Raw genomic sequence first — 17,007 nt, 5'->3', positions numbered from 1 at the left:
ATTCTCAAGTATATTGAAAGTTCATCAAGACCAACAAAGGAATAATATGAGCGCAATTAGCAGTATGATTTTTCTTCTTATTGGTGTCGCTATTGGCTTCTTCCTTAGTCGTATAGCATCAAAGCCGGTTGGTAGCGATGCCAATATGAAGCAAGAACTCGAACAAAATAAAGCTGAGCTAGACAGTTATAAAGAGCAAGTTCAAGAGCACTTTGCAACCAGTGCTCAGCTACTTGAAGACATGGCCAAACAATACCAAGGCATATACGAACATATGGCCAGCCAGTCAAAATCATTAATCAGTGAAGACGTAGCTCAACCGCAACTATTTGCTGATTATCAAGAAAAATTAGAGCTAGACGAAACGGTTGAATCAAACGAAGCTCAACCTAAAGATTACTCTAATCAACCATCTGGTTTATTTACCGAAGCTCAGCGTAAAGCTAGCTAAATCATTGAACTTTTTAAACTAAGCAGGGTCATTAAGATCCTGCTTTTTTATAATGACATGTGTTTATTGAGGTATTTAGATGAGTGTTTCCACTAAGAAATTTGTCATTGTATTGTTGTCACTGTTTCTTGGCATCAATACCTTCCAAACTCACGCTGCCCTACCTTTCTCAGTGGGTGGCGAAGAACTTCCCAGCTTAGCCCCAGTACTTGAACAAGCCACCCCCGCCGTGGTTAATATCTCAGTTGCTGGCACCAAGGTTTCTCAACAACAACTTCCAGAATTGTTTAAGTACTTCTTCGGCCCAGAAGGTAATCCAGGCAACGCTGAACAAGAGCGCCCCTTTCAAGGTCTAGGTTCTGGTGTAGTAGTTGATGCAAAAAAGGGTTACGTAATCACCAATTACCATGTGATTCACGAAGCTGATGAAATTGTTGTCACCCTCAAAGATGGCCGCACCTTTGAAGCGGAAGTATTGGGTAGTGATCGTCATACCGATATTGCATTACTGCAAATAGAGGCCGATGAACTAGTTGATATTAAGCTGGCAGATTCTGATGAGCTTCGAGTAGGTGATTTTACTGTCGCCATTGGTAACCCTTTTGGCCTAGGCCAAACCGTCACATCAGGCATAGTGAGCGCATTGGGGCGAAGTGGTTTAAACATTGAAAACCTAGAAAACTTCATTCAAACCGATGCTGCGATTAATAGTGGTAACTCAGGTGGCGCCTTAATCAACTTACGCGGTGAGCTTATTGGCATCAACACCGCAATTATTGCGCCTAACGGTGGCAACATCGGTATTGGTTTCGCCATTCCAAGTAACATGGTGCGTAACTTAGCGGATCAAATTATCGAGTTTGGTGAAGTACGTCGAGGCGTGCTGGGTGTAACCGGTGGCGAGCTTAACAGTGATTTAGCCAAGGCTTTTGGCACCGACTCGCAACATGGCGCGTTTGTTAACCAAGTTATGCAGGGTTCAGCGGCCGATAAAGCCGGCATTGAGCCAGGCGACATCATCATTGCCGTTGATGATAAGAAGGTGAAAAGCTTTGCTGAACTGCGTGCCAAAATTGGCACCATGGGCGCAGGTAAAACCATTAAAATTGGCGCAATCAGAGATGGTAAACCTATCGATTTTAAAGTGACCTTACAGCAGGCAGAAGAGCAAAACATTAATGCCAAAGTAATGCACCCTGCCCTTGAAGGCGCAAGTTTGAGCTCTACTGGTAAAGACGCCGACATATCAGGCGTGCGAGTCAATAAAGTTGCGCGTAACTCCAAAGCCTTTGCTAACGGACTAGAAGAAGGCGATATCATTATTGGCATCAACAAAATTCGCATCACGAGTATCGCTGATTTGCGTGCCCTCTTGGAAACCGAGCCCAAGGTGCTAGCTGTAAATATTCAACGCGGTGATGAAAACCTCTACCGAATCATTCAATAGATTGAGATGATTAACAATAAAGGCGACTTATTAGTCGCCTTTTCTTTTGTCTCCAGAATCTGCGTGCTATGCTGAGAATCTAGCTGGAGAAGAACAATTGTTAGCTATAATCAAGTATTTACTCAAGCCCGCTTTTTTTGGATTAGCAATAGCACTGGGCATTTTGTTTGCGTTTCCGGAATTTCGTGAAAACAGTAAGCAACTGCTCGATGACTATACCGATACACCGCTAGTTAGCTACGCACAAGCGTCTAGACGTGCGGCGCCCGCAGTGGTAAATATCTATACCCGCAGCTTCTTACAATCTTATGTGAATGTAGACACTCAACTCGAGTCTCAAGGTTTAGGCTCTGGCGTTATTATGTCTAAACAAGGTTTTGTGTTAACCAACCTTCACGTTATTGCCAATTCCGATCAAATTGTCATCGCCTTACAAGATGGCCGGGTATTTAACGCCGATTTAGTGGGTGGCGACATGATCACCGACCTCGCGGTATTAAAAATTGAAGCCTCTCCAGATCTGCCTGTTATTCCGCAAAACGACCAATTGGCGACACAGGTTGGTGATGTAGTGTTGGCAATTGGTAACCCCTATAACGTAGGCCAAACCATTACCCAAGGCATTATTAGTGCTGCTGGACGCAGCGGTATGAGTTCAACCGGCCGCCAAGACTTTTTACAAACCGATGCAGCGATTAACCGTGGTAATTCTGGTGGCGCTTTGGTGAATACACGTGGTGAGTTAGTGGGAATTAATACCTCTGCCTATCACTTAAACGATGCAGCTGATACTTACGGGATTAGTTTTGCTATTCCCTATGTATTAGCCAAAAAAATCATGCAGGGGCTAATTAAAGACGGCACCATTGTACGTGGTTATCTAGGCTTAGACGGGCAAAAAATTACGCCTTTACTAGCCTCTCGCTTAAAGCTTAATGAAACCCGTGGGGTAATTGTGAGTGGGCTCGACCCTAGTGGTCCAGCTGGTGAAGCAGGTATTCAAGCAAATGACATATTGGTGAGCATTGCTGGGACAGATATTGAGTCAATCAAACAGGCCATGGATATTGTGGCGGAAACGCGCCCAGGCTCAGAGATTATGGTTCGCCTATATAGAAACGGGGAACTACTTGAGCTCCCCGTTAAAATTACTGAGTTAAAACTGCCTACTCGACCTACGAGCGGTCGTTAAAACGAGTAATTTTTGCGCCTAGGTTGGCAAACTTGGTTTCGATGTTTTGGTAACCGCGGTCAATATGGTAAATCCGGTCGACTACGGTTTCGCCTTCAGCCACTAATGCCGCAATCACTAAGCTAGCAGACGCACGTAAATCGGTCGCCATTACCTGCGCGCCAGTTAAGTGCTCAGAATGCTTACAAATAGCGGTATTGCCTTCTAACTCAATCTCCGCCCCCATACGCATTAACTCTGGCACGTGCATAAAGCGGTTTTCGAAGATAGTCTCCGTCACATGTCCGGTACCTTCAGCAACAATGTTTAACACGGTAAACTGTGCTTGCATATCGGTAGGGAATGCTGGATGAGGTGCTGTTTTCACGTTTACGGCTTTAAGCTGACAGCCTTGCATATCAACTTCAATCCAGTCTTTACCACTAGTAACCTTAGCGCCCGCTTCTTCCAACTTAGAAAGCACCGATTCCATTAAACCTGGATCGGTATGAGTACAACGCACTTTACCACCAGTTACCGCAGCACCTACCAAGTAAGTACCAGTTTCTATTCGGTCGGGTAAAACACTGTATTCGCCACTGTGTAAGCTCTCTACGCCATTAATTACAATGGTGTCGCTACCAGCACCTTTAATGTTGGCACCTAAGGTATTCAAGAAATCGGCTAGGTCAACGACTTCAGGTTCGCGAGCGGCGTTTTCGATAATGGTTTCGCCCTCAGCCAGCGCAGCAGCCATCATTAAGTTTTCAGTACCGGTTACACTCACCATGTCCATAAAGATGCGAGCACCTTTTAAACGGCCATCTACGCGAGCTTTTACATAACCATCTTCCACACTCATGTTAGCTTGCATAAGCTCTAAGCCATGAATATGTAAATTAACTGGGCGCGCACCAATAGCACAACCACCGGGTAGCGATACATCGGCTTCACCATAACGCGCCACTAATGGCCCTAAAGCCATAATAGAAGCGCGCATGGTTTTAACTAATTCATAAGGAGCAACAAAATCATTGGCTTTGCCCGCTTTAACAATAACGGTTTCGCCCTTAACTTCTACTTCGCGCCCAAGATGCTCAAGCATCTTACAAGTAGTGCCAATGTCTCTTAGCTGAGGAACATTGTGTAGAGTAACTTGCTCTTCACATAATAAGGTTGCAAAAAGGATTGGCAGAGCCGCGTTTTTTGCGCCCGAGATAGCCACTTCACCCTCTAGGCGGCAGCCACCTTCAATTCTAAACTTATCCACTAAAACTCCTAAAGACTACAATTGGCCAAACTTCTGTTGCTTTTGCCATTCATCAGGAGTGAACGCTTTTATTCCTAAAGCGTGAATTTCATTACTCGCAATGTACTCTTTCAGTGGTGCATAAACCGCTTGTTGTTTTTTAACTCGCGATAAATCCGTAAACATTGCACCAACAGCAACAACTTGAAAGTGATTACCTTCACCACTAACTTGCACATGCTCTAACTCAAGCGCTTGCGATAAAATTTCTTCGATTTGTTCTGGTTGCATAATTCGCTCCGCGTTAAGTGCGTTAATCTTCAAAGTGCAGCAAGCTGTCTAACTCATAAAGTTTAAATAACAGCTTGGCTTGTTCAGGACAGTGCTTAATTAATAAGCGCTTACTGGGTTCCGGTTTTAAGGCGGTGATAATAGCGGCTATTCCTGCAGAGTCAATCCGCTTGAGCTTGGCAAGATCTAATTCTTGAGCTTGGCAAGTCAGCAATTCGTTCCACTTAAGTGCAACTTGTTGGCTATCCCAATCTCCGCTAAGCGATAAACACTGCTGCTCAACGCTCAATTCTGCCTTCATGATTTAGACTCATTAGCCGCAAAGTTTTTGTCTTGTAGCAGCTTAATAACCCCATCAATACCATTGGCGCGAATCAGGCTATCCATCTCAGATTGTTTTGTTGAAAGTAAACTAACACCCTCTGCGATGAGATCGTAGGCCAGCCAACGGTCGGGGCTGTCAGGTGTTTTGTTCTTAAGCTTACGGAATTTAAACTCCAACTTGATCGGTGGACGTTCACCATCAACAAATTGCGCTTTAACGCCAACTTTAGATTTCCCTTCTACAGAGCGTTCTGGCTCAATATTTACTTGTTGCTGCTTGTATTGACCCAAAGCTTGAGTGTAAGTGCTTACCAAATATTCTTTAAAAGCGGCGGTAAACTCTACCCGTTGCGGCTTAGTCGTTTTTTTAATTTGCTTACCTAACACGACAAAAGAGGCGTAGCGGTAGTCGATGTGCGGCATTAACTGTTCGCGCACAATATCTTCAATTTGCTGAGCTGAATCCGCGGCGTCTCGATCGACTTCAGCCAAGCGACTAAAGGTTTGCTCTGCCACATAGATCATCAAACGATAGGGGTTTTCGTTTACTTGTTCAGCTAAAGCATTAACACTAAACAGCAGTGTTACTACCAACATCAAGCGTCTTATAAACATGCTATTTCTCCGTTATAGAAAACAGGAATTGCCCAATTAGTTCTTCAAGTACTAACGCTGATTTGGTGTCTTCGATCACATCACCGTCATTCAGCTCTTCAATGTCATCCAACACAAAACCCGGTGTCAGACCAATATACTGTTCGCCTAACAGGCCGGCTGTAAGAATGGATAATGAACTGGTCTCGGGGTAAAAACCATATTGACGATACATGCTTAAGGTGACTTTTGGCATGTAATCCTCGGTATCAAGGTGAATCTTCTCTACACGACCAACCACCACTCCGCCAACTTTCACTGGCGAGCGTGCTTTTAGCCCGCCGATATTGTCAAACTTAGCATACAGGGTGTAGGTATCGGTGTTTTTACCTAATTGGCTATCAGCTATTTTTAGTGACAAGATCAGTAAGGCTGCAATGCCTAGCAGTACAAACAAACCAACCGACAATTCTAATTTATTTACTTTCATGTTATTCCCTAAACCTAGCTGCCAAACATCAAGGCGGTTAGTACAAAATCCAAGGCTAAAACCAACAAAGAGGCGTGCACTACGCTGCGTGTAGTCGCTTGGCTAATTCCCTGAGCGCTTGGCATCGCATCGTAGCCATTAAATAACGCCACCCAAACTACTGTTATAGCAAATACCGCGCTTTTAATAATGCCGTTGCCAATGTCTTGACCAAATTCTATTGAAGCTGCGGTAATTGACCAAAAGCTGCCGTTATCCACACCAAGCCACTCAACTCCAACTAAAAATCCGCCCCATATACCTACTAGATTGAACATTAAAGTAAGCAAGGGCATCGCAATAAAACCAGCCCATAAACGTGGAGCGATCACCCGTTTAAGTGGATCAACGGCCATCATTTCCATGCTAGAGAGTTGTTCGGTGGTTTTCATCAAACCTATTTCGGCTGTTAACGCTGAGCCCGCTCTGCCTGCAAACAACAATGCTGTAACCACTGGACCAAGCTCGCGTAACAGCGATAACGCCACCATAGGGCCAAGGCTGGTCTCAGCGCCAAAATCTACCAAAATGTGGTAGCCCTGTAGAGCGAGTACCATGCCAATAAACAGACCGGAAACCACAATAATAGGCAAAGACTGCACACCTACTACGTAAATCTGGCGGATAGTATCTTTAAGTAATTGTTTGCTTGGTAAACATAGTAGAGCATGCCAAAGCATTAAGCTGGCACGGCCTAACGCTCCAATACGTAATAAGGTGTTGCGGCCTAAGGCTGCAATAGCATCAATCATAAACTCGCCTTTAATGCTTGCGCGTAGTCTTCAGCAGGATAGTGAAATGCTGCGGGTCCATCAGCTTGACCTTGCAGGAATTGGGCTAATCGAGGGTCAGGGTTATTAGCAATCTCTTCAACCGTCCCTTGTGCTAGAACACTGTGGCCATCAATAACAAAGACATAATCAGCAATGCTTAGCACCTCATTCACGTCGTGAGAAACGATGACTGATGTGAGTTGCAAACTTTGATTCAAACCTTGAATAAGTTTAATCAGTACGCCCATCGAGATAGGGTCTTGACCAACAAAGGGTTCATCATAAAGAATAATTTCTGGCTCTAAAGCAATCGCACGAGCTAGCGCCACACGACGCGCCATACCACCAGATAAATCGCCAGGCATTAACTCGGCTGTTCCGCGTAGGCCTACCGCCTGCAATTTCATCAACACTAAGTTACGCAGCACCGGCTCGGGTAGCTTGGTATGTTCACGCAGTGGAAAAGCAACATTTTCAAAAACGTTAAGGTCGCTAAATAAAGCGCCACTTTGAAACAACATGCCAATACGTTTACGCAACTTGAACAAATCACTGCGCTTTAGTTGATGAACATCTTGGCCATCAATCAGCACTTGGCCAGCAGTCGGCTTTAGCTGACCACCGATTAATTTAAGTAGTGTAGTTTTACCAATTCCACTAGGGCCCATAATGGCTGTCACTTTGCCGGTTGGGATATGTAGGTCTAAGCCATCAAAAATGACTTTATCACCGCGCTGAAACGCCAGTTGTTTTACTTCAATCAAACTATCTGCCACTCCGTGAGCAATCTTGATTGGCCAAGGCAGACATATTATTGAGATAATTGCTTACACTCAAGGCTAAACTCTTCCCTTTTACCGGGAAAATGCCGACAATGCCTCGATTTTTTTGCATCGCGGATATTTTTTAATTTAAGGACTTGCATGCTAGTTGAATGTTTATTGTTAATTGTTGGCTTAGCATTATTGGTATGGAGTGCCGACCGTTTTGTTTTTGGTGCGGCTGCTATCGCCAATAATTTTGGTTTATCACCAATGATTATTGGCTTAACCATTGTGGCCTTAGGCTCGTCGGCGCCCGAAATTATGGTTTCTGCCACCGCATCTTTAGAAGGCAAAATGAATACCGCGGTGGGTAATGTCATTGGCTCCAATATTACCAACATTACCTTGGTTCTAGGTATAACTGCGCTGCTCAAACCCTTACTGGTATCTTCTTCTATTCTGTTTAGAGAATTACCGATGGTGTTAGGTGCTACCGCAGTAGCAGGCTGGGTATTACACGACCAACAACTGGGTTACCTTGAAGGGGTTGTTCTACTTACCTTATTTATAGCGCTTATGGCCTACTTAATCGTTAACTCCCTACGCCAACGTAGTAGCAACACCGTAGACCCAATGGTTGAGGAAGCAGAATCGGAAGTGCCCAATGACGTACCAACTGGTAAAGCATTGTTTTGGTTAGCTGTAGGTATGGTGGTGCTACCTCTTAGCGCTGACTTATTAGTGGGCTCGGCCTCCGAAATTGCCCGCTACTTTGGTATGAGTGACCTCGTTATCGGCTTAACCATTATTGCCATCGGTACCAGTTTGCCAGAGCTAGCTGCTTGTATCGCTGGCGTGATAAAAAAAGAAGACGATTTAGTTTTAGGCAACATTATTGGTTCTAACCTTTTCAATATTTTGGCTGTATTGGCGGTACCAGCCATGTTGGCGCCAGGTCCTATCGACGCCAACGCTGCGGGCCGCGATTTTTATGTGATGATAGGTGTTACCGTGGTGCTGTTTGTAATGGCCATGGGTTTTGGTAAAAGCCGTAAGATATCTCGATGGGAAGGCGGCTTATTGTTAAGCGGCTTCATAGGCTACCAAATGCTATTATTCTTAGCATAAGCCGCTGTTGTCACTAATTTTAAAACTAAGGGGAAGTGAGTGTCATTTGATTACATCGCTGTTGCTAAGCGAGTACTAGAAATTGAAAGCTTAGGTATTGATAACCTTCACCAATATATCGACCAAGAATTTGCGGCTGCCTGCGAAATGATACTGGCCTGTAAGGGTAAAGTTATCCTCACAGGCATGGGTAAATCAGGTCATATTGCTAACAAAATTGCTGCCACCTTAGCATCTACTGGCACACCCGCTTTTTTTGTCCATCCTGGCGAAGCCTGCCACGGTGACTTAGGCATGATCGCCGCCGACGATATCGTATTAGCCTTGTCTAACTCAGGCGAATCTGAGGAAATATTGTCTCTTTACCCGGTGTTTAACCGCATTGGTGTGCGCTCTATTGCCATGACTAGTAACCCCAACTCATCCATGGCAAAGCAGGCCAACTATCACTTATGCATCTCAGTGCCACGTGAAGCGTGCCCCTTAGGGCTAGCACCAACAGCAAGCTCTACTGCCACCTTGGTAATGGGCGATGCTCTAGCAGTTGCTTTATTAGAAGCTCGTGGCTTTACAGCCGACGACTTTGCCCTGTCCCACCCAGGCGGAACCTTAGGCAAAAAACTGCTACTCAGTGTGAGCGACTTAATGCTAACTGGGGAACAAATTCCGCTAGTAACAGTCGAACAAACTATTCGCGAAGCGCTATTCGAAATCACCGCCAAAGGTTTAGGCATGGTGGGAGTACTTGATTCCAAGCAGCAGCTGGCCGGCATTTTTACCGATGGCGACTTACGACGTATCCTTGATCAGCGCATCGACATTCACGATACCCAAATTGGCCAAGTGATGACGCAAAACCCCAAAGTAATTGACAACAATTGGCTAGCTTTTGATGCCTTAAAATTGATGAAAACCAAGTCTATTAACGGTTTGTTTGTGCTGAACAATAAAGCCGTTGTGGGTGCATTTAATATGCATACCTTATTACAAGCTGGAGTTTACTAGTGACAATTAACACGCCCTATGGCGCGGTAAGCCAAAGCAATTTTGACGCGGCAGCAAAAATTAAACTTTTAGTTTGCGATGTAGACGGGGTTTTCTCAGACGGTCGCATTTATATGGGCAATGACGGAGAAGAACTTAAAGCCTTTCATACCCACGACGGATTTGGCATTAAAGCGCTACTGAATATCGGCGTCGAAGTCGCTATCATCACCGGCCGCCAATCTAATATTGTGCAACAGCGTATGCAGGCTTTAGGAATTACTCGTATCTACCAAGGCCAACAAGACAAACTCGTCGCTTACCAGCAAATGCTTGAACAATTGTCATTAGCTTCTGAAAACGTAGCCTATATTGGCGATGATGTGGTCGACACCCCCGTAATGCGCGCCTGTGGTTTAGGTGTAGCCGTGCAAGATGCTCATCCCTTGTGTAAACAAAGTGCCAACTTTATCACCCAAACCCGTGGCGGTTTTGGTGCGGTTCGAGAGCTTTGCGATCTAATACTGCAAGCAAAAGGCGAGCTTGATAATGCTCAAGGTATGAGTGTATGAATCGCCCAACCTGGTTCTTTGCGAGCTTATTCATCTTAGCCTTGGTGCTGTGGCAGCTGAGTCCTTCGGAAACTCAGCAGCTAAGTGCTAAACGCGAAGCCAGCAAACCAAACTTTGTTGCCGAAAAGCTCTACAGCGTGAGTTTTGGCGAAGACGGCAGCCCGCGCTATCGGATCTACGCTGAGGAAATGGAGTTTTTTGAACAACTTAAGCACACAACTTTTGCTCAACCAAAGATCTTAGTGTACCCAGATCCAAGCCAACCTGTATGGCAAATTGTGGCCGATCACGCTACAGTACAGCAGCAGCAAAACGTCATTTTAAATGACAATGTAGTAATTAAAAATTTAAGCCGTGGCGAGTATGTTCGCGACTTAATAACCGAAAAATTGGAGATCGACCTGCAAACAGAAACCATGAGCAGCGATCAACCTGTTACCGTTTATGGCCCTTCATACGAACTGTATGGCGTTGGCATGGACGGTGATTTAGCCAACGAAATAGTGACTTTATTAGATGATATCGAAGCGGTTTACCACAACCCACAAGAGTAAGTTAGCACTTGCAGCTAGCTTGTTTATGCTTTCTTGGGGTTCACAAGCACTAGAAGACGACTTCAACAAACAAATTATTGTTGATGCTGACCGCCAGCAGGTCAATATCAAAGAAAACCGAGTTACCTTTTACAATAATGTTGTGGTGACTCAAGGCTCGATTAAAATGCACGCCGAAGAACTCAGTGTTATTGGTAGCGAGGAAAAAGGCAGCGAAGTAATGATCGCTAAAGGCGAACCAGCAACGTTTTATCAATTACTTGATAGCGGCAAGCCAATTGAAGCTGAGGCTAACGAAGTGCGTTACGACCTAAAAACCCAAACGCTAACACTCACTACCAATGCTCAGCTCAAACAAGAAGAGAGCTTGGTAAAAGGTAAAATGATCAAATACAGCATCAATAAACAAGAAATGGTGGCACAAGGCGACGAAAACAGCCGTGTAACCACTATTTTCCTGCCTCAGCAGCTTGACGAACTAACGCCCAAGGAAGACCAGCAATAATGAGTACCCTAATTGCTGAAAACCTAGCTAAAGCCTACAAGGGCCGTAAGGTAGTTAAAAACGTAAGTCTAAATGTGGAAACAGGTAAAATTGTTGGCTTGTTAGGTCCAAACGGTGCTGGCAAAACAACCACTTTTTACATGGTGGTGGGTTTGGTGCCTCGTGACCAAGGCCGCATCCTCATCGATGATGACGATATTTCGAGTACAGCGATGCATACCCGCGCACGCAAAGGCATTGGCTACCTTCCGCAAGAAGCGTCTATCTTTCGCCGCTTATCTGTGGAGAAGAACATTCTTGCCGTATTAGAGACCCGAAAAGACCTCGATAAAGAGCAACAAATTGGTGCATTAGACGACCTTCTTGAAGAGTTTCACATTGGCCACATTCGCAAAAACCTAGGCATGAGCTTGTCGGGTGGTGAACGTCGAAGAGTTGAGATTGCTCGAGCGCTAGCCGCCGCACCTAAGTTTATTTTGCTTGACGAACCCTTCGCAGGGGTAGATCCTATTTCTGTTATCGATATTAAAAAGATCATTGAGCACCTACGTGATCGCGGTCTAGGTGTACTAATTACCGACCACAATGTTCGAGAAACTCTCGATGTTTGTGAGCATGCCTATATCGTTAGCCAAGGCGAATTGATAGCCTCAGGAAAGCCAGAAGAAATTCTCGAAAACGAACATGTGAAACGAGTTTATCTCGGGGAACAATTCAAGCTATAGTTAAAGTGCAAGTTTAAAAAAAGACAATAAGAAGAAGGAACAGCGGTAGTTAATGAAAGCATCTTTGCAGTTGCGTCTTGGTCAGCAGTTAACCATGACCCCCCAGTTACAACAGGCCATTCGCTTACTCCAGCTTTCAACACTGGATTTACAGCAAGAGATTCAAGAGGCTCTGGAAAGTAACCCTCTGCTTGAGGCGGATGAGTCTCACGCCAGTGATAGTGACGCAACCGACGCTAAATCTGCCAATGAGAAGTCTACCGAGGCCGAATCCACTGCGGACATAGACAACAGTCAAATTGAAGCAGGCGATGCCATTAATCAAGAAACTGTTTCCGACGACCTTCCTGTTGACTCTACTTGGGACGATATCTACAGCGCCAGTTCTGCTCCAGCCAGCTCATCTGGCAGCGCCGTGAGCGATGACAACGATATGTTGTTTCAGGGCGAAACTGTCGACTCTTTACAAGACCACTTATTGTGGCAAATGCAACTCACTCCATTTAGTGAAGTAGACCAAGCTATTGCTTTAGCCATTATTGATGCAGTAGATGAATCGGGCTACCTCACCCAAGACTGTGAGCAGCTATTAGAAGGCTTACGTTCAAGCGATAACAATGACTTAGATGTAGAGCTAGATGAAGTAGAAGCAGTACTTAAACGCATCCAACATTTCGACCCAGTTGGTATAGCAGCGCGCTCGCTGCAAGAATGTTTACTAATCCAATTAAGCCGTTTTGCCGAAGACACACCTTGGCTAAATGAAGCCAAAAATGTAGTTTCAAATCATATTGATGTATTGGCTAATCGCGATTTTCGTCTATTGGCCCGCAAAACCAAACTTAAAGAAGACCAGTTACGCGAAGTCATGCGTTTGATTCATACGCTTGAGCCACGACCTGGTAACGCGGTAGAGCCTAATCAAGCCCAGTATGTTATCCCCGATGTATCGGTTGTAAAACGCCAAGGCCGCTGGGTTGTAGAACTCAACCCAGATGCAATGCCTAAGTTACGTGTTAACTCGCACTACGCCTCATTAAGTAAAACCTCTACCAATGCTAACGATACCCAGTTTATTCGTAGCCACTTACAAGAAGCCAAGTGGTTTATTAAAAGTATCGAGAGCCGCAACGAAACCCTATTAAAAGTATCCAACTGCATTGTTCATCATCAACAGGCGTTTTTTGAATATGGCGAAGAAGCCATGAAGCCAATGGTACTGAACGATGTTGCAGAAGCTGTAGAAATGCATGAATCCACTATTTCCCGGGTAACCACCCAAAAATTCATGCATACACCTCGCGGCATCTTCGAGCTTAAATATTTCTTTTCTAGCCATGTGGCTACCGATGGTGGGGGTGAATGCTCATCAACCGCTATTCGTGCATTAATCAAGAAACTGGTAGCTGCCGAAAATACCAGTAAACCACTCAGCGACAGCAAAATTGCTGATATTTTGGCAGATCAGGGGATCAAGGTGGCAAGACGTACGATTGCTAAATATCGTGAGTCTTTAGCAATTCCACCTTCTAACCAACGTAAGAGCCTTATCTAAGGCCACTAAAAGGGGAAGATATCTATGCAAATTAACCTTACTGGACACCACGTAGAAATAACTGAATCTTTGAAAGAATATGTCCACACCAAGTTTGCCAAACTCACCCGACGATTCGATCAGATCAACAACGTTCACGTCATCCTCAACGTAGAAAAACTGAACCAAATTGCTGAAGCCACATTACATTTAAACGGCGGCGAAGTATTTGCAACCTCTGAGCATTCTGACATGTATGCCGCCATCGACAGCCTGATTGATAAACTTGATCGCCAAGTCATCAAACATAAAGAAAAACTTAACAAACGTTAGCCACCCCCATGCAACTAAATAAAGTACTTAGCTTGGACTGCACCCAAAGTGCAGTTCAATGCTCTTCAAAAAAACGCGCCCTAGAAATAGTAAGCGAACTGGCTGCCAAACAGCTTGATACCACTACCCAATGCATTTTTGAAAGCTTGTTAAATCGAGAAAAAATGGGTAGCACAGGTATTGGCCAAGGTATTGCTATTCCTCATGGCCGTATCGACAATCAGCATCAAGCCACAGCGGTTTTCTTGCGTTGCGATCCCCCTATTTCCTTCGATGCTATAGATAACAAGCCGGTAGACTTGGTATTTGCATTACTAGTACCCGAAGACCAATGTAAGCAACATCTTAATACTCTTGCTCAAGTAGCTGAAAAACTTAACGATAAACAAATATGTAAACAACTTCGTTGTGCACAAAGTGATGACGAATTGTACGACATCATGGTAGCCTAATACTCTAATCAGCCTTAGGGATTATCATGGAACTGATCATCGTTAGTGGGCGCTCGGGTTCAGGTAAAACCGTCGCCTTAAGAGTATTGGAAGATCTCGGCTACTATTGCGTCGACAACTTGCCGGTTGTGCTTTGGCAATCACTTATCGACAACTTAAAAAAAACCTATTCTAAAGTAGCTATTAGCATTGATATTCGAAATCTTCCCGATGAGCTATCACCGGTAGGACAGCTAATACGAGACGCAGGACCAGACATTAATCTGTTAAGCATTTTTTTAGATGCGAAAGATGAAGCGCTGATCCGTCGCTACAGCGAAACACGCAGGGTACACCCGCTTAGCCAAAGCAATTTATCTTTAGCAGAAGCGATTGAATCAGAAACCGAGCTATTAGCCCCCATTTCTAGAAATGCCGATTTGCGTATCGACACTTCCCGTTTATCGGTTCACGAGCTAAGCGGCTTAATTCGCTCGCGCGTTACTGGTGACCAACAACAACAGCTAATTTTGGTGTTCGAATCCTTTGGATTTAAAAATGGTGTGCCTAACGATGCCGATTACATGTTTGATGCGCGTTTTTTACCTAACCCGCATTGGCAAGAGGAGCTACGTCCTCTAACCGGCTTAGATAAAGCCGTGCAAGAATACTTGGCTGCGCAGCCTTTAGTTACCCAATATATCGAGCAGATTAGCCAGTTATTGCAATCTTGGTTACCGCATTTAGAAGCTAACAACCGTGCCTATTTAACCATTGCGATTGGCTGTACTGGCGGACAACACCGCTCGGTGTATGTGGCCGAGCAACTTGCCAGCCTCTTTAGCGCTCATCGAAAAGTGCAACGACGCCACCGAACCTTGGAACATCGCCTTGAAGCTCACTAGACAAGTAGTAGTTAAAAACAAATTAGGCCTGCACGCACGTCCTGCCACCAAGTTGGTTGAGCTGGCACAGCAATTTGACGCTGAGCTGAGTATTATCGATGGTGAGAAAACTGCTTCTGCCGCAAGTGTTATGGGTTTACTGGTACTAGCCAGCGCGCAAGGAAGTACGCTAACCATAGTATCTGAAGGTGCAGACGCAGAAGCCGCTCTAGATGCGGTTCAAGCCCTAGTAGAAGCTAACTTCAACGAAGAATAAATCTATACGCAATAAAGCCAAGCTACAATTAGCAAGCAGTACATAACAAAATAACAATAGGGATCGCTTATGCCAGAAGAGATGGAGTTAAACCCTAATCAGCACAAACGCTTACTGGAGCTAAACCAAGCCCTCGACAGTGGTATGTTCGTGCATGTTAGGCGCATGCTTCATCAAATGCCTCCCTGTGACGTTGCACTATTACTAGAATCTAGCCCACCAGCAGGGCGTAAAGTGTTATGGCAACTCACCGATCCCGAGCAACATGGTGAAATCCTCGAAGAACTAAACGAAGATGTAATGGAAGGGGTACTTCAGTTAATGGCTCCAGAAACACTGGCCGCCGCAACTGAAGGCATGGATACCGACGACATCGCTTATGTACTAAGAAGTCTGCCCGACAGCGTGTACCAAGAAGTTCTTGAGCAAATGGATGGTCAAGACAGGCACCGTGTAGAAGCGGCTCTAGCTTACCCTGAAGATACTGCTGGCAGTATCATGAATACCGATACCATTACCTTGCGAGCCGACGTAAGTATCGATGTTGTATTGCGCTACTTACGTTTACGTGGCGAACTGCCAGAGGCTACCGACGCCCTGTACGTAGTTGACGAAGATGACTTGCTACTGGGCGACATTCCTCTATCTACTCTGCTTACGGTAAGCCCCAACGTTAATGTTCGAGAAGTAATGGATGGAAACGCAGAGACCATCCATGTATCTATGGATGAAAACGACGTTGCCGCATTGTTTGAACGCCATGACTGGATTTCGGCACCGGTAGTTGATGAAAAAGGCAAACTGCTAGGCAGAATTACCATTGATGATGTGGTCGATATTATTCGCGAAAATGCCGAGCACAGCATGATGGGTATGGCGGGCATGGATGATGATGAAGATACCTTTGCCCCAGTGGTTAAAAGTACCCAACGCCGCACCTTTTGGTTAGCAGTAAACCTGTGCGCGGCCTTAGTGGCGGCCTCCATCAGCAATATGTTTGAATCTACCCTCGAGCAGTTAGCCACCTTGGCCATTTTAATGACTATTGTACCCAGCATGGGAGGAATTGCTGGTAATCAGACCCTTGCTTTGGTTATTCGTGGTTTAGCTGTGGGGCATATTGGTGAAGGTAATTCACGTTGGTTAATAGGCAAAGAAGCTGCGATTGGCATGCTAAATGGGATTATCTGGGCAACTGTCATTGCCTTGGTAGTGACTCTATGGAAAGGCGATTGGACCCTAGGGATTATTATTGCTGGTGCGATGTTCATTAACATGTCACTGGCCGGCTTAGCCGGCGTAACAATTCCGCTGTTAATGAAGAAATTTAAAATTGACCCAGCACTAGCAGGCGGTATGGCCTTAACCACCGTGACCGATGTAATGGGGCTATTCTCTTTCTTAGGGATGGCCACCTTAGTGCTGGCCTAAACGACAGAGTTATCTGGTCAACGGCTCTTAACCTGTTCAAACAACAAGGTTAAGAG

22 protein-coding genes are annotated in these 17,007 nt (G+C 45.0%); 15 read left to right on the top strand and 7 right to left on the bottom strand.

Annotated elements, in window-relative coordinates; translation table 11 throughout:
• Positions 1-46 precede the first annotated feature (46 nt).
• From LQZ07_RS04970 to degS, 3 genes are all read left to right on the top strand, one after another.
• A complete protein-coding gene (locus LQZ07_RS04970) occupies positions 47-451 on the top strand; it encodes a YhcB family protein (protein ID WP_152780623.1) in 405 nt (134 codons plus the stop codon).
• 79 nt (positions 452-530) lie between these two features.
• Positions 531-1,898 (top strand): Do family serine endopeptidase, encoded by a 1,368-nt coding sequence (locus LQZ07_RS04965; RefSeq protein WP_152780626.1) that lies wholly within the window; start codon positions 531-533, stop codon positions 1,896-1,898.
• A 97-nt stretch (positions 1,899-1,995) separates the two neighbouring features.
• The gene (gene degS / locus LQZ07_RS04960) at positions 1,996-3,090 is read left to right on the top strand and encodes an outer membrane-stress sensor serine endopeptidase DegS (protein WP_016400757.1); all 1,095 of its coding nucleotides are present in this window, start codon (positions 1,996-1,998) and stop codon (positions 3,088-3,090) included.
• Here the strand turns inward: degS and murA are convergent.
• From murA to LQZ07_RS04925, 7 genes are read right to left on the bottom strand one after another with little or no spacing between them, the layout of a single operon-like run.
• Positions 3,074-4,339, bottom strand: a complete 1,266-nt coding sequence (gene murA, locus LQZ07_RS04955) for a UDP-N-acetylglucosamine 1-carboxyvinyltransferase (protein ID WP_249483542.1) — start codon at positions 4,337-4,339, stop codon at positions 3,074-3,076. The two genes, degS and murA, sit on opposite strands and share 17 nt — an antisense overlap.
• 15 nt (positions 4,340-4,354) lie before the next feature.
• Positions 4,355-4,609 (bottom strand): BolA family protein, encoded by a 255-nt coding sequence (locus LQZ07_RS04950; protein ID WP_016400755.1) that lies wholly within the window; start codon positions 4,607-4,609, stop codon positions 4,355-4,357.
• A 22-nt stretch (positions 4,610-4,631) separates the two neighbouring features.
• Positions 4,632-4,910, bottom strand: coding sequence for a lipid asymmetry maintenance protein MlaB (locus LQZ07_RS04945; RefSeq protein ID WP_152780629.1), 279 nt, complete (start codon positions 4,908-4,910; stop codon positions 4,632-4,634).
• On the bottom strand, positions 4,907-5,548 hold the full coding sequence (locus tag LQZ07_RS04940; RefSeq protein WP_152780631.1) for a phospholipid-binding protein MlaC: 642 nt from the start codon (positions 5,546-5,548) through the stop codon (positions 4,907-4,909). The genes LQZ07_RS04945 and LQZ07_RS04940 overlap by 4 nt, the downstream gene beginning before the upstream one ends.
• Before the next feature lies 1 nt (position 5,549).
• Positions 5,550-6,017 carry an outer membrane lipid asymmetry maintenance protein MlaD gene (mlaD, locus tag LQZ07_RS04935; protein WP_016400752.1) on the bottom strand — a complete coding sequence of 156 codons (468 nt, stop codon included), beginning with the start codon at positions 6,015-6,017 and terminating at the stop codon, positions 5,550-5,552.
• 14 nt (positions 6,018-6,031) lie between these two features.
• Complete coding sequence (mlaE, locus tag LQZ07_RS04930; RefSeq protein ID WP_016400751.1) at positions 6,032-6,808, bottom strand: lipid asymmetry maintenance ABC transporter permease subunit MlaE; 777 nt, start codon at positions 6,806-6,808, stop codon at positions 6,032-6,034.
• Positions 6,805-7,605, bottom strand: a complete 801-nt coding sequence (locus tag LQZ07_RS04925) for an ATP-binding cassette domain-containing protein (RefSeq protein WP_249483540.1) — start codon at positions 7,603-7,605, stop codon at positions 6,805-6,807. Before LQZ07_RS04925 ends, mlaE begins: the two co-directional genes overlap by 4 nt.
• Positions 7,606-7,752: 147 nt before the next feature.
• Here LQZ07_RS04925 and LQZ07_RS04920 point away from each other — a divergent pair, with 147 nt between their 5' ends.
• From LQZ07_RS04920 to mgtE, 12 genes are all read left to right on the top strand, one after another.
• The gene (locus LQZ07_RS04920; protein ID WP_152780633.1) at positions 7,753-8,721 is read left to right on the top strand and encodes a calcium/sodium antiporter; all 969 of its coding nucleotides are present in this window, start codon (positions 7,753-7,755) and stop codon (positions 8,719-8,721) included.
• A gap of 39 nt (positions 8,722-8,760) precedes the next feature.
• Positions 8,761-9,726 carry a KpsF/GutQ family sugar-phosphate isomerase gene (locus LQZ07_RS04915; protein WP_249483538.1) on the top strand — a complete coding sequence of 322 codons (966 nt, stop codon included), beginning with the start codon at positions 8,761-8,763 and terminating at the stop codon, positions 9,724-9,726.
• Positions 9,726-10,277, top strand: a complete 552-nt coding sequence (gene kdsC, locus LQZ07_RS04910; protein WP_249483536.1) for a 3-deoxy-manno-octulosonate-8-phosphatase KdsC — start codon at positions 9,726-9,728, stop codon at positions 10,275-10,277. The genes LQZ07_RS04915 and kdsC overlap by 1 nt, the downstream gene beginning before the upstream one ends.
• A complete protein-coding gene (gene lptC, locus LQZ07_RS04905) occupies positions 10,274-10,831 on the top strand; it encodes an LPS export ABC transporter periplasmic protein LptC (RefSeq protein WP_152780635.1) in 558 nt (185 codons plus the stop codon). The genes kdsC and lptC overlap by 4 nt, the downstream gene beginning before the upstream one ends.
• Positions 10,832-10,856: 25 nt before the next feature.
• A complete protein-coding gene (lptA, locus tag LQZ07_RS04900; protein WP_016400745.1) occupies positions 10,857-11,336 on the top strand; it encodes a lipopolysaccharide transport periplasmic protein LptA in 480 nt (159 codons plus the stop codon).
• Positions 11,336-12,061: an LPS export ABC transporter ATP-binding protein gene (lptB, locus tag LQZ07_RS04895; RefSeq protein ID WP_016400744.1), complete on the top strand. Its 726-nt coding sequence runs from the start codon at positions 11,336-11,338 to the stop codon at positions 12,059-12,061. Before lptA ends, lptB begins: the two co-directional genes overlap by 1 nt.
• Before the next feature lie 52 nt (positions 12,062-12,113).
• Entirely contained in the window at positions 12,114-13,616 is a 1,503-nt protein-coding gene (locus LQZ07_RS04890) for an RNA polymerase factor sigma-54 (protein ID WP_152780637.1), read from the top strand.
• Between the two features lie 24 nt (positions 13,617-13,640).
• Complete coding sequence (hpf, locus tag LQZ07_RS04885; RefSeq protein WP_016400742.1) at positions 13,641-13,928, top strand: ribosome hibernation promoting factor; 288 nt, start codon at positions 13,641-13,643, stop codon at positions 13,926-13,928.
• Between the two features lie 8 nt (positions 13,929-13,936).
• On the top strand, positions 13,937-14,380 hold the full coding sequence (ptsN, locus tag LQZ07_RS04880) for a PTS IIA-like nitrogen regulatory protein PtsN (protein ID WP_016400741.1): 444 nt from the start codon (positions 13,937-13,939) through the stop codon (positions 14,378-14,380).
• 26 nt (positions 14,381-14,406) lie between these two features.
• On the top strand, positions 14,407-15,264 hold the full coding sequence (gene rapZ, locus LQZ07_RS04875; protein ID WP_152780639.1) for an RNase adapter RapZ: 858 nt from the start codon (positions 14,407-14,409) through the stop codon (positions 15,262-15,264).
• Positions 15,251-15,520: an HPr family phosphocarrier protein gene (locus LQZ07_RS04870; RefSeq protein WP_016400739.1), complete on the top strand. Its 270-nt coding sequence runs from the start codon at positions 15,251-15,253 to the stop codon at positions 15,518-15,520. The genes rapZ and LQZ07_RS04870 overlap by 14 nt, the downstream gene beginning before the upstream one ends.
• 69 nt (positions 15,521-15,589) lie before the next feature.
• Positions 15,590-16,951, top strand: coding sequence for a magnesium transporter (gene mgtE / locus LQZ07_RS04865; protein ID WP_152780643.1), 1,362 nt, complete (start codon positions 15,590-15,592; stop codon positions 16,949-16,951).
• Positions 16,952-17,007 lie beyond the last annotated feature (56 nt).

The sequence above is a fragment of the Agarivorans sp. B2Z047 genome (assembly GCF_023373605.1).
Classification (GTDB): Bacteria; Pseudomonadota; Gammaproteobacteria; order Enterobacterales; family Celerinatantimonadaceae; genus Agarivorans; species Agarivorans albus.
Note: the sequence above shows the minus strand (reverse complement) of the source record. Positions and strands in the feature narration are given on the sequence as shown.